Annotated in this window: 13 protein-coding genes; 7 read left to right on the top strand and 6 right to left on the bottom strand. The window is 40.9% G+C overall.

Translation table 11 applies throughout. The annotated features are described in order from the left end of the window. The 4 genes from ftsQ to lpxC all read left to right on the top strand — a co-directional run bounded on the left by ftsQ (position 1) and on the right by lpxC (position 4,349). Positions 1 to 816: a cell division protein FtsQ gene (ftsQ, locus tag GKR61_RS07245; protein WP_036951195.1), complete on the top strand. Its 816-nt coding sequence runs from the start codon at positions 1 to 3 to the stop codon at positions 814 to 816. A 44-nt stretch (positions 817 to 860) separates the two neighbouring features. Continuing rightward, positions 861 to 2,117, top strand: coding sequence for a cell division protein FtsA (gene ftsA, locus GKR61_RS07250; protein ID WP_036951194.1), 1,257 nt, complete (start codon positions 861 to 863; stop codon positions 2,115 to 2,117). 57 nt (positions 2,118 to 2,174) lie between these two features. Next, on the top strand, positions 2,175 to 3,332 hold the full coding sequence (ftsZ, locus tag GKR61_RS07255; RefSeq protein WP_036951193.1) for a cell division protein FtsZ: 1,158 nt from the start codon (positions 2,175 to 2,177) through the stop codon (positions 3,330 to 3,332). Positions 3,333 to 3,431: 99 nt separating this feature from the next. After that, a complete protein-coding gene (gene lpxC / locus GKR61_RS07260; RefSeq protein ID WP_154600047.1) occupies positions 3,432 to 4,349 on the top strand; it encodes a UDP-3-O-acyl-N-acetylglucosamine deacetylase in 918 nt (305 codons plus the stop codon). A gap of 36 nt (positions 4,350 to 4,385) precedes the next feature. On the opposite strand, the gene GKR61_RS07265 is transcribed toward lpxC, so the two are convergent. Next, complete coding sequence (locus GKR61_RS07265) at positions 4,386 to 4,907, bottom strand: DUF721 domain-containing protein (RefSeq protein WP_036951192.1); 522 nt, start codon at positions 4,905 to 4,907, stop codon at positions 4,386 to 4,388. Between the two features lie 86 nt (positions 4,908 to 4,993). On the opposite strand from GKR61_RS07265, the gene secM reads away from it, so the two are divergent. From secM to mutT, 3 genes are all read left to right on the top strand, one after another. Continuing rightward, positions 4,994 to 5,521: a secA translation cis-regulator SecM gene (gene secM / locus GKR61_RS07270; RefSeq protein ID WP_154600046.1), complete on the top strand. Its 528-nt coding sequence runs from the start codon at positions 4,994 to 4,996 to the stop codon at positions 5,519 to 5,521. Between the two features lie 95 nt (positions 5,522 to 5,616). Beyond that, complete coding sequence (gene secA / locus GKR61_RS07275; protein ID WP_036951189.1) at positions 5,617 to 8,328, top strand: preprotein translocase subunit SecA; 2,712 nt, start codon at positions 5,617 to 5,619, stop codon at positions 8,326 to 8,328. Positions 8,329 to 8,388: 60 nt separating this feature from the next. Continuing rightward, on the top strand, positions 8,389 to 8,787 hold the full coding sequence (gene mutT, locus GKR61_RS07280; RefSeq protein ID WP_036951187.1) for an 8-oxo-dGTP diphosphatase MutT: 399 nt from the start codon (positions 8,389 to 8,391) through the stop codon (positions 8,785 to 8,787). Between the two features lie 82 nt (positions 8,788 to 8,869). On the opposite strand, the gene yacG is transcribed toward mutT, so the two are convergent. From yacG to GKR61_RS07305, 5 genes are all read right to left on the bottom strand, one after another. After that, positions 8,870 to 9,067, bottom strand: coding sequence for a DNA gyrase inhibitor YacG (gene yacG, locus GKR61_RS07285; protein WP_036951185.1), 198 nt, complete (start codon positions 9,065 to 9,067; stop codon positions 8,870 to 8,872). A 15-nt stretch (positions 9,068 to 9,082) separates the two neighbouring features. Next, the gene (gene zapD / locus GKR61_RS07290; protein ID WP_036951246.1) at positions 9,083 to 9,841 is read right to left on the bottom strand and encodes a cell division protein ZapD; all 759 of its coding nucleotides are present in this window, start codon (positions 9,839 to 9,841) and stop codon (positions 9,083 to 9,085) included. Positions 9,842 to 9,849: 8 nt separating this feature from the next. Further along, positions 9,850 to 10,455 (bottom strand): dephospho-CoA kinase, encoded by a 606-nt coding sequence (gene coaE / locus GKR61_RS07295; RefSeq protein WP_154639694.1) that lies wholly within the window; start codon positions 10,453 to 10,455, stop codon positions 9,850 to 9,852. A gap of 154 nt (positions 10,456 to 10,609) precedes the next feature. Next, the gene (locus GKR61_RS07300; protein WP_036951182.1) at positions 10,610 to 11,794 is read right to left on the bottom strand and encodes a type II secretion system F family protein; all 1,185 of its coding nucleotides are present in this window, start codon (positions 11,792 to 11,794) and stop codon (positions 10,610 to 10,612) included. A gap of 4 nt (positions 11,795 to 11,798) precedes the next feature. Next, positions 11,799 to 13,193, bottom strand: a complete 1,395-nt coding sequence (locus GKR61_RS07305; protein ID WP_154600044.1) for an ATPase, T2SS/T4P/T4SS family — start codon at positions 13,191 to 13,193, stop codon at positions 11,799 to 11,801. Between the last annotated feature and the right edge of the window lies 1 nt (position 13,194).

Consider the following 13,194-nt stretch of genomic DNA (forward strand, 5'->3'; position numbering starts at 1 on the left):
ATGTCACAGGCAGCGTTAAACGTAAGGCATCATAATCACAATAGCGGTCAGCAAGATGAAGATCCGCGCTCAAGACCAAGTAATGGGGCTTTTCTGGGTGGATTGATTTTCTTCCTGATGGTTGTCGGCACCATTGTGTGGAGCGGCTGGACTGTGATGAATTGGATGAAGGATGCCGATAGGCTGCCAATGTCCAAACTGATATTAACGGGAGAGCGTAACTACACCACCAATGACGATGTGCGAAAGGCAATTTTGTCATTAGGTCAGCCGGGAACCTTTATGACGGTGGATGTGAATGCGATTCAAAACCAAATCAGTATGATGCCGTGGATACGCCAAGTGACAGTGCGTAAACAGTGGCCGGATGAATTAAAAATCCATATTGCGGAGTACAAACCCTACGCAAGATGGAATGACCAAAACATGGTCGACCAAGAAGGGCGCGTATTTACCCTTCCACCAAGTCAAAATGGTAAAGGCGATTATGTGTTGCTGTATGGTCCGCAAGGAAGCCAAACAGAGGTTTTGAAAGAATTTGCTGTGCTAAGTGGTATTTTGGCGAAAAATAACTTGAAACTAAAATCCGTTTCTATGACAGCGCGCCATGCATGGCAGATTATTTTAGATAATGATGTAAGAGTCGAACTTGGGAAAAAAGATGTGTTAGAGCGGTTAAACCGTTTTCTCGAGCTTTATCCGCTCTTACAGCAAACGACTGATAAACGCGTCGACTATGTTGATTTGCGTTATACCAGTGGGGCAGCGGTGGGGTGGGCTCCTCTATTAGTTGACGCACCGCAAGGCTTCCAATAAGACAAATTGCTAATAACTCAAATTAGGCAGATAGGCAGAAGCAAATGATTAAAGCAACGGACAGAAAATTAGTGGTAGGCCTTGAAATTGGAACTTCCAAGGTGTCAGCCCTTGTAGGAGAAATTCTGCCCGATGGTATGGTTAATATTATTGGGGTGGGAAGCTGTCCATCTCGCGGAATGGACAAAGGTGGCGTTAACGATCTTGAGTCGGTTGTTAAATGCGTCCAAAGAGCGATTGACCAAGCTGAATTAATGGCAGATTGCCAAATTTCTTCTGTTTACCTTGCATTATCAGGTAAACATGTGAGCTGCCAAAATGAAATTGGTATGGTGCCAATTTCAGAAGAAGAAGTGACACAAGAAGACGTAGACAGCGTCGTTCATACGGCGAAATCTGTCCGAGTTAAAGACGAACACCGAATTTTGCATGTTATCCCGCAAGAATTCGCGATTGACTACCAAGAAGGCATTAAAAATCCAGTCGGTCTTTCTGGTGTTCGTATGCAAGCTAAAGTTCATCTGATCACTTGCCATAACGATATGGCAAAGAACATTGTGAAAGCTGTTGAGCGTTGCGGGTTAAAAGTTGATCAGCTTATTTTTGCCGGTCTTGCTGCAAGCTACAGTGTGTTGACTGAAGATGAGCGCGAATTAGGTGTCTGTGTTGTTGATGTCGGTGGCGGCACAATGGACATGGCAGTATATACGGGTGGTGCTTTGCGTCATACCAAAGTGATCCCATATGCAGGTAATGTGGTGACAAGTGATATCGCTTACGCATTTGGTACGCCGCCAACAGATGCCGAAGCGATTAAAGTGCGTCACGGTTGTGCAGTCGGTTCGATTGTGAGTAAAGATGAAACGGTGGAAGTACCGAGTGTTGGCGGTCGTCCACCGAGAAGTTTACAGCGTCAAACCTTAGCGGAAGTGATTGAGCCACGGTATACTGAGCTGTTAAATTTAGTGAATGAAGAAATTTTAAATTTACAGGAACAGTTACGCCAGCAAGGTGTCAAACACCACTTAGCGGCAGGGATAGTTTTGACGGGTGGGGCAGCACAGATTGATGGGCTAGTTGAATGCGCTCAAAAAGTGTTCCATACACAGGTCAGAATCGGTACCCCACTTAATATAACAGGATTAACGGATTATGCTCAGGAGCCGTACTACTCCACAGCGGTAGGGCTTCTGCATTACGGTAAAGAAAGCCACCTTGGCGATGATACCGAGACGGAAAAACGTGCTTCAGTTAGCGGGTGGTTTAGTAAGCTCACCAGCTGGCTGAGAAAAGAATTTTAATTTTTATTTAGAAGCATATTATTAGCTTCAATAGTAAGCACAAAACGGAGAGACATTATGTTTGAACCAATGGAGCTAACCAACGATGCGGTGATTAAAGTCATCGGCGTTGGCGGCGGCGGCGGAAATGCCGTTGAACACATGGTACGCGAGCGCATCGAGGGTGTTGAATTCTTCGCAGTCAACACCGACGCACAAGCCCTGCGTAAAACCGCAGTCGGACAAACCATTCAGATCGGTACCGGTATTACTAAAGGTCTGGGTGCGGGTGCAAACCCAGAAGTCGGCCGTAATGCGGCAGAAGAAGACCGTGAAGCACTGCGCAATGCTCTTGATGGCGCAGATATGGTGTTCATCGCTGCAGGCATGGGCGGTGGTACTGGTACGGGTGCAGCGCCAGTCGTTGCTGAAGTGGCTAAAGAATTAGGTATCCTAACCGTTGCTGTCGTGACTAAGCCATTCAATTTCGAAGGCAAAAAACGTATGGCATTCGCGGAAGCGGGTATCACTGAGCTGTCTAAGCACGTTGACTCGCTGATCACTATCCCTAACGACAAGTTACTGAAAGTACTTGGTCGTGGTATCTCTTTACTGGATGCTTTTGGTGCGGCTAACGACGTATTAAAAGGTGCAGTTCAAGGTATCGCTGAGCTGATCACTCGCCCAGGCTTAATGAACGTGGACTTTGCTGACGTACGTACTGTGATGTCAGAAATGGGCTACGCGATGATGGGTTCAGGTGTCGCTCGTGGCGAAGATAGAGCGGAAGAAGCTGCTGAAATGGCAATTTCTAGCCCACTTCTGGAAGATATCGACCTGTCTGGTGCGCGCGGTGTTCTGGTCAACATCACTGCTGGTTTTGACCTGCGCTTGGATGAGTTTGAAACAGTGGGTAATACCATTCGTGCATTCGCATCAGATAATGCGACTGTCGTAATCGGTACCTCTTTAGACCCAGAAATGCATGAAGAATTGCGCGTGACTGTTGTTGCTACTGGTATTGGTATGGACAAGCGTCCAGAAATTACTTTAGTGAGCAATAAAATGTCTCAACAAGCTTCTATGGAGCAACGCTATCAGCAAATGCAAAATAGCATGTCTTCATTAAATGATGAAAAACCAGCTGCAAAAGCCGTTAACGACCAAAATACACAAGTAAATAAAGAGCCGGATTACTTAGATATCCCAGCTTTCTTGCGTAAACAGGCCGATTAATTTTTAATTAGATTGGTTTTTCCGCTTTTTGTGCTAAAATTTTCTACTGGTTATCAATTAAGATAGCCAGTAGGACTTATAACATTGCGAGAAAATACGATGATCAAACAACGGACACTTAAACGTATTATTAAAGCGACTGGTGTTGGTTTACATACCGGCAAGAAAGTTACGCTTACTTTACGTCCGGCACCGGCCAATACCGGGGTCATCTACCGTCGTACTGACCTTAATCCACCGGTAGATTTTCCGGCAGATGCGAAATCAGTTCGCGATACGATGTTATGTACTTGCTTAGTCAACGAAGATAACGTACGTATTTCGACGGTTGAACATTTGAATGCTGCTTTAGCAGGATTAGGCATCGATAACATTGTTATTGAAGTCAATGCGCCTGAAATCCCGATTATGGATGGCAGTGCTGCACCGTTTGTTTTCTTACTGCTAGATGGCGGTATTGAAGAATTAAATTGTGCGAAGAAATTCTTACGCATTAAAGAAACTGTACGTGTTGAAGATGGTGATAAGTGGGCAGAAATGTCTCCATACAATGGCTTTAGCCTTGATTTCACTATTGATTTTCAACACCCTGCAATTGATAGCAGCACGCAACGCTATGCAATGGATTTCTCTGCGGAATCTTTTGTGAACCAAATTAGCCGCGCGCGCACTTTCGGTTTCATGCGTGACATTGAATATCTGCAATCGAAAGGCCTATGCTTAGGCGGTAGTTTTGACTGTGCTATCGTCGTTGATGACTATAAAGTACTCAACGAAGATGGTTTACGCTTTGAAGATGAATTCGTTCGTCACAAAATGCTCGATGCAATTGGTGACTTATTCATGTGTGGACATAATATTATTGGTGCATTCACTGCATTCAAATCGGGTCACGCACTGAATAACAAATTGCTGCAAGCGGTTCTGGCTAAAGAATCTGCTTGGGATCTGGTCACCTTTGAAGATGAAGCTGAATTACCTATGGCATTCAAAGCGCCTTCGACTGTATTCGCATAATAGTTTCTATTATGCGGCTATCTCTGCCAGTCAGAGTTAGTCTTTTCTGTTGGTTGCATTAGTACTCTCTCCGGCTAATGCAGCCAGCCGCTCAAACTTCTCTTTTAATCCCTTCGGACTCTTTTTCGCTAATCTTAATAACTGCTCAGCGGTTTGCGTACTAATCTTTCTTTGATTACGATTTTCTTTATGATTCACTGATTGCTTATTCAATGAGCTATTTTGCTTAGATTTTCGTATAAGATCGGGGTTGATTCTGATGTCGATGGAAGATAAAGATGGTAGAATAGACGACCTTAATGCAGAAAGAAGGTTTATTTTTTCATAGTTAAGGCGGGTCATCCAACTGGCATTAGCCACTTCGATAACCATAATGTTATTACGGTAGTTTGCCACCCGACACATGGGTTTAATTTCCGCTGGCAGCAAACTTTTTACAACACGATTCAATTTTAGAATAGCTTTTGCATTTCGCTGAATAGTTTGTAAAGTGTTTGATGTTTTTGCCAGAGACTCTTCGAGAACATCGAAAAGTGCTTGTGGATGACTATCTCTCATTGTGAACTCTCATTTTACGCGATTGCTAAAGATGTCAGAACATAATTGGGAATCATACTTTAATCTATAAATTATATAAGAGTTTGATGGGCATTTTAAATTTTTGGCGACATTTAGGTAGACGATACTTTTGGTCCCACCTGTTATTAGGTGTTGTGGCTACGGGTGTTGGCTTGCCTACAATTTTAAATGCCTTATCAGAATCTCAGCAGGCTCAAGTTAATTCTGCGCCAGCCAATCGACAAAGCCAAGCTGTAAATGCTTTCGATAACTTATTTGCTCAGCAGAATTCTCAACGCTCTTCATCCTCATCTTCTTACTCCGTCAACTACTGGCAGCAGCATGCGGTACGTAATGTTATCCGCCAACTGACTTTTGCCTTTTCAGCGACAGAAGATGAAGATACCGATAAAAGTAAGCTACAAAAAGAGACGCTATTTGCCCCTCAATTAATGTTAGATACGCTGTACGCAATGTTAGCGCAGCGATCTTTACAATGGGATGTGGCAACGACTCAAGCTAGCGAACATATCTACCCTCTCTTTACTGTTTATCAGCCCGCGATTTGGGTTGCTCAGGTACACGGCATTCGGGCTGGGCCCTTTTTTGCTTAAATCCATTTAACGATGTTAAGCCTACCATTGGGTCGTTTCTCATCGTGTCAAAAATCATCGATTCAAATAATTAATTGATTTACCTGAGAAAAAATATGTTAACTAAATTATTAACCAAAGTATTTGGTAGCCGTAATGACCGTACTCTGCGCCGTCTGCGTAAAGAAGTGGAAAAAATTAACAAGCTAGAGCCTGAGTTTGAGAAATTATCGGATGACGAGCTGAAAGCCAAAACCGTAGAATTTCGTGAGCGTTTAAAACAAGGCGAAAGTATTGAAAATATGATCCCTGAAGCGTTTGCGACAGTGCGTGAAGCAAGTAAGCGTGTCTTTGGTATGCGTCACTTCGACGTTCAGTTAATCGGTGGTATGGTACTGAACGAGCGCTGCATCGCAGAAATGCGTACAGGTGAAGGTAAAACACTAACTGCAACGCTACCAGCATACATTAACGCATTATCAGGCAAAGGGGTTCACGTTGTTACGGTGAACGACTACCTAGCAAAACGAGATGCGGAAAATAACCGTCCATTATTCGAGTTTTTAGGCTTAACCGTTGGTATTAACTTATCGGGTATGGCTCCACCTGCTAAGCGCCAAGCTTATGCGGAAGATATTACTTACGGTACCAACAATGAGTTTGGTTTCGACTATCTACGTGACAACATGGCATTTAGCCCTGAAGATCGCGTTCAACGTAAATTGCATTACGCATTAGTGGATGAGGTGGACTCCATTCTTATCGATGAAGCGCGTACGCCACTGATCATTTCTGGTCCTGCGGAAGATAGCTCAGACCTGTATATTAAAGTGGATAAACTGATCCCGAAATTAGTTCGCCAAGAAAAAGAAGACTCGGACACTTTCCAAGGCGAAGGTCACTTCTCGGTTGATGAAAAATCTCGTCAGGTAACAATCACAGAGCGCGGTCTAGTTCTCGTTGAAGAATTACTAGCAAAAGCAGGTTTAATGGATGAAGGCGAATCGCTTTATTCACCATCAAACATCATGCTGATGCACCACGTCATGGCCGGTTTACGTGCCCACGCGCTGTTTACTCGTGATGTTGATTATATTGTTAAAGATAACCAAGTTATCATTGTCGACGAGCATACTGGCCGTACAATGGAAGGGCGTCGTTGGTCTGATGGTCTGCACCAAGCTGTTGAAGCAAAAGAAGGTGTTGAGATCCATAATGAAAACCAAACATTAGCATCGATTACTTTCCAGAACTATTTCCGCCTATACGAAAAACTAGCGGGTATGACCGGTACTGCGGATACCGAAGCATTCGAATTTAGCTCAATCTATAAGCTGGATACGATTGTTATCCCAACTAACCGTCCAATGGTTCGTAAAGACATGCCTGACTTAGTCTATATGACTGAAGCAGACAAATTTGAAGCAATTATTGAAGATATCCGTGATAAAACCGCCAAAGGTCAGCCAGTTCTGGTTGGTACTATTTCGATTGAAAAATCTGAATTAATTTCTCATGCGCTGACTAAAGCAAAAATTGCTCATAACGTATTGAATGCGAAATTCCACGCAATGGAAGCTGACATTATTGCTAACGCGGGGCAAAAAAGCGCTGTAACCATCGCAACTAACATGGCGGGTCGTGGTACCGATATCATGTTAGGGGGAAGCTGGCAGTCAGAAGTGGCTGCGTTAGAGAACCCAACGCAAGAACAAATTGATGAAATCAAAGCGAACTGGAAAATTCGTCACGATGAAGTGTTAGCAGCTGGTGGTTTACATATCATCGGCACAGAACGCCATGAATCTCGCCGTATCGATAACCAGTTACGTGGTCGTGCGGGACGTCAAGGTGATGCTGGTTCATCACGTTTCTATCTGTCAATGGAAGATGCTTTAATGCGTATCTTCGCATCAGACCGTGTAACGGGGATGATGAAAAAACTGGGTATGAAACCGGGCGAAGCTATCGAACACCCTTGGGTCACAAAAGCAATTGCTAACGCCCAGCGTAAAGTTGAAAGCCGTAACTTTGATATTCGTAAACAATTACTTGAGTATGATGATGTGGCAAGTGACCAACGTCGCGCTATCTATACTCAGCGTAATGAATTGCTGGATGGCGGCGATATTAAAGAAACCGTAGACAGTATTCGTGAGGATGTCTTTACCACTATTATTGATGCGTATATTCCGCCTCAATCACTGGAAGAAATGTGGGACATTGATGGTCTGCAAAAACGTTTAGTGAACGATTTTGACCTCGACTTACCAATTCAAGAGTGGTTAGACAAAGAGCCTGAACTTCACGAAGAAACTTTGCGCGAACGTATCATGGAAAAAGCGATTGAAATTTACCAGCGTAAAGAAGAGATCGTTAGCTCTGAAGCAATGCGTAATTTTGAAAAAGGCGTTATGTTGCAAACGCTGGATACATTATGGAAAGAGCATTTGGCTTCCATGGACTATTTACGTCAAGGTATCCATTTACGTGGCTATGCACAAAAAGATCCAAAACAAGAATACAAACGTGAATCCTTCAGTATGTTTGCCAATATGTTGGAAGCATTGAAATATGAAGTGATCAGTACCTTGTCAAAAGTACAAGTACGTTTACCGGAAGAAGTTGAAGCGTTAGAGCAACAACGTCGTGAAGAAGCTGAACGTCTGGCGAAGAAACAGCATTTAAGCCATGAAGCTGAAGCTGAATCTTTAATGACAGAAGCAGAAGCGAAGATTGCAACCCAAGGTAATAAAATTGGTCGTAATGATCCATGCCCTTGTGGTTCCGGTAAAAAATACAAGCAGTGCCACGGCCGCTTAAACTAATTTAGAATTCAATAAATAATCAATAAAGGCGGGGAAACCCGCCTTTTTAGTGAAGAAATTATGGAAAAAAAACATCTGCATATTGCCGCTGGGATCATTCGTAATGCTCAGAAACATATTTTTATTACTCAGCGACCTGAAGGCACACACATGGCCGGGTTTTGGGAATTTCCTGGTGGGAAGTTAGAAAAAGGGGAAGACCCCAAGGACGCACTGATCCGAGAATTGGAAGAAGAAGTGGGTATTGCGGTGATTGACTGTGATTTATTCCATCAAGTTGATCATGAATTTGACGATAGATTTATTACGCTCTACTTCTTTATGGTTTCAGGCTGGGATAATGATCCCTATGGAAAAGAAGGGCAAAAATCACGTTGGATTGAGCAGCAAAGCTTAATCGCTGATGAGTTTCCACCAGCTAATCGCGTGATTGTTGATATGCTGACCAAGGATGCATAACAGCAAGTCGTCAGTAATGAAGATGAAAATAGCCTAATGCAGCGATTTGGCTATTTTCATTATCAACACAGATAAAGTGAAATTAGTGCTCAGGTGTTTCACTCCAATTATCGCTATCGGAGATATCACCTTGGCTTTCAATGCGTTTTTCTTCTGCGGCCCACTCGCCTAAATCAATCAGTTGACATCTCTTACTGCAAAATGGGCGGAAAGGGCTGGATTCATTCCAAGTCACGACTTTTTGGCAAGTCGGACAATTGACTTCAATAATTTCATTCATACATGGACTCTCAAACTAACAACAGGCTAACTGAAAACGAATTACGTCTGGGAGTATACCATTCTCGCTATCGATATGAAGAAAACGTAAGGCAAAGCGCGTTTTATGTCCTGAAATTTGAGGGTATATCAAATGCTCTGGCGATAACCTAATACGTAAAAGCTCTTTTCCTTCGACATTACCTTGAAAGAAACCATTGTGAGATTCGGCAGATTCAAAACTTCCATTTTGACGGATTAGTGATAACACGGTTTGTAAGGCATCATGCAGTGGATCTAAACTATTTAGCCAGTTTTTGATTTCATTATCTCTATCTGATTGGGGAATATTTAGCCACAGTTGAAGGGTGGGCAAATCAAAGCTACAGCATCCACCGGGAATACTGAGGCGTTGGCGAACCATACTAATAATTTTATCGTTACGTAGCTGATGACCAAATCGAGGTGCGGACATTAAACTGCTTATTTTCGGCGTTAGGTCATTTAAAAGAGAGGTGATTAATGTTTTATCAACATTTGGGGCATCGGCCCAACTGAGTAGCCTACTTTTTTGTTTTTCGAGTTCTTTGATAAGATCAGAGCGAACTTCACCTCTATCTAAAATTTCAATCAGTTCAGAAACAGAACGGAAAAAGGCGATTCCAGAAGAGTAGGAAGTTATATGGCTCTGTTCATAGATTTGCATTAATAATGTTTCAAGCCGTAGCCAAGAACGAATTTTTTCATTCATTGGATATTCATAAGTAACCAAAGTCGTTTCGATTTTTTCGCTCATGCTCATTCCTATTCTTTTTGTGCTGCAAGTGCTAGGTATTGTTTGTGTAGTTCTGCAACTCTATTTGGCAGCTCAGTATTATTTGTATGATTAGTGATGATGTCGTCAGCATACGACAACCTTTCTTCTCGAGATGCTTGAGCATTTAATATATTAATAACATGCTCTAGGTTAGTATCATCGCGTTTGATGGTTCTCTCTATTTGCTCTTCTCTTGTTACATCTACGACAAGAACACGATCTGCTAAATGCGAAATTTTATTTTCAATAAGCAGGGGGACTACCCATAAAACATAAGGATAGTTAACCTGCTGAAGTTGTTTCTGTGTTTCTTGTTGTATCAAAGGATGAAGCAGTGCATTTAGCCACGCTTTTTCTTTTGGTTCGGAAAAAACAACTGATCGTAAAAAACCTCTATTTAAGGTGCCATCATGGTTTAACATGTTTTGACCAAAGTGCTGCTGAATGCAGATCAATGCAGGGGTATTAGGTTCAACCACTTGGCGTGCGATGATATCAGCATCAACAAGGGGTACCCCAAGTTTAGCAAATTCGTTGGCAACGGTTGTTTTACCACTTCCTATCCCCCCTGTGAGGGCAACTATATAAGACATAAATGATTCATTAGTTCACGGGAAATAAGTCAGGTTACACTGAAAGTTTTAATTTGTCTGTATACAATTGAGTCAAGTTATCATGTTATGGATATATGTGTGATTCCAATCTATTTTTACTATCCAAATTAAACTACTTTCTTTAGGAAATAAGTTACATTCCAGAGATGACTGAGCCTAATTTAAATATTGGTAAATACATTGCAAACATTATTAGGCAGATAATGATAGCTATAAATAAGAGCAATATAGGTTCAAGGTTCTTAAGGCGATGCTCTGTAATAGTCTTATATTGCTGTGAGTAATACTTAAATAAATATAATGTAAAATATTCTAGCTTGCCAGATTCCTCTGCCAAAGAAATTAACTGAGTTGCTAATTTTGGAAAAAACTGAGTATTTCTCATTGCATCAGATAATGAAGCTCCTCTAAGGATAGCGTGATATATTTCATGGCATTCTTTCTTGTATTTATGATGCACTATCGTTTTAGTTGAGCAATCAAGGCATTCCAAGAGAGGCAGTCCTGATTTTAATGTTGAAGATAATGTTAAAAAGTAGATGTTCAAATTTTTGGCTTTGATGATGTTATTGATATAAGGAAAATATTGCATTAACTGACTCAGTTTTTTGGATGCAAAGGATTTATATTTAATAAATAAAAATATGGTTGAGGACAGTGTTAACAGTATCCATTGAATATTCTCAATCAAAGTATTCGATATTATAATGACTACCTTTGTTATAGAGGGTAATTCCTGTTGAAAGCTTTCGTAAATTTCAACGAACTGAGGGATGACAAAAACTAGCATAATGATAAGTAATAGGCTTGAAAACCCTACGAGGGTAATTGGATAACGTAGGGCTTTTTTTATTAAAACTGATGTTTTTTGGTTATTTTCAAGCATATTTTTGATAATTAAAAAGCTTTCATCATATTTTCCTGTTTTTTCGGCGATTACAATCAAGCTAATTATTGTACTATTAAAAATATGCGGATGTTTTTCTAGGTTTTTAATAAAATCAATACCTTTTTCTAGATCATCGATTGCCTGATTAATGAGGTTTTTCCAAAAAGGTAAATGACAATTAATTTTAAGTAATTGAAAGCATTTTAATAAACTAATTCCTGAGGAAGATAGTATATGTAGCTGATGGAAAAAATGAATTCTGTAGTTTAAATTTTCCATATCCAATATAAATATAGATTTTAATTTTATTGATATTGGTGTTTGACCTCGTTTGATTATCACTAAGAAAGCTTGTTTCTTGTTTTTTGCTACTAAGCTATCAGTTATATACGAATTATTTTCAAGTGAAGTGTAATGATATACAAACATTAATTTACTCTCCTTGCCCTATAACAGAATAAATTTCTTGTAATGTTGTTTCGCCAGCTTCGACTCGCTCAAGGCTTGCCTGAAATAGATTTTTAAAATTATCAGTTAATTTACCATTGTCTTTTAATAGAAAGTTGAGTTGTGTTTTATCAAGGTGTTCATAAATTGCGGTACGCCCCATAAATCCTGAAAAACAGTGTTCGCACCCAGTAGAGTGGTATTCGCTAATATTCTGCATTGGGTTTATCGGAGTAATACGTGCAGTTTCTTGTTTGCAGTATGTGCAAAGTTTTCTAACTAAGCGCTGAGCGATAACCATTTTTAAACAAGATTGAAGTTGGTTTCTGTCAACGCCTAGCTGTTCCATGCGTGTAATGGCACTGACTGTACAATTAGTATGGAGCGTTGATAGAACAAGGTGGCCTGTTTGCGCAGCTCGAGCAGCTATTTGTGCCGTTTCTTCGTCTCTAATTTCACCAATCATAATCACGTCAGGATCTTGTCGAAGGAGTGCACGAAGAATAAAAGCAAAAGTAAGTGAGTATTTTTCGTTTACTTGCGTTTGGTTGATCCCCCCAAGGGGGATCTCAATAGGGTCTTCAATGGTAGATATATTTCTTGATGTTTGATTAAGGTATTCCAGTGCACTATAAAGTGTGACAGTTTTACCGCTACCCGTGGGGCCTGTCACGAGAATCAATCCTTGCGGTTTTTGTAATGTGCTTTTTAGTAGGGGTAATAAAGTCGGGCACATTCCAATTTGTTCGAGAGAGTATTTCAGCTGTGTATTTAATAATCTCAGAACTAATTTTTCACCATGAAGTGTAGGCATGCTGGAAAGACGGATGCTAAAGTTTTTACGCTCAAAGCTCCAGTTCATTTGCCCATCCTGAGGGATTCTTTTTTCCGCAATATTCATTTTTGACAATATTTTTATTCGAGCAATAACCTCATTGCTTATTTCATGTGGTGGTGAAGGAATAACGTAGAGTTTCCCATCCACTCTAAGGCGAATTTTTAGGCTATGCTTGGTTGGTTCAAGGTGAATATCAGATGCTCGCTTTCTTACCGCCATCTTTAATAAATCATCGACAAAATCAACGGCAGGAGATGGCACGTTGATAGGTTCAATAGTGTTAGTCGGATAAGCATTTTCATCTTCATTGATTTCTAAAGTATGGCGATTGAAATAATGATCAATTTTTTCTTTAGCCCATATTTCATAACAAACAGGTACGCTGGCAATAAAACGTAATGTGGATAATAAATTATCATTGGGTTTTTCTATCGTAGCTATGGATAATCTTTTTTCGTTGTGATCGATAATCACAATATAGTTTTTGTCACAAAGCACTTTGAGTTCTTTGAAAATATAATGGCTTTCCCTAGATGTGCGCATG

Origin of the sequence: Providencia sp. wls1916 (assembly GCF_009706585.1) — a bacterium.
GTDB classification, from domain to species: Bacteria; Pseudomonadota; Gammaproteobacteria; order Enterobacterales; family Enterobacteriaceae; genus Providencia; species Providencia lanzhouensis.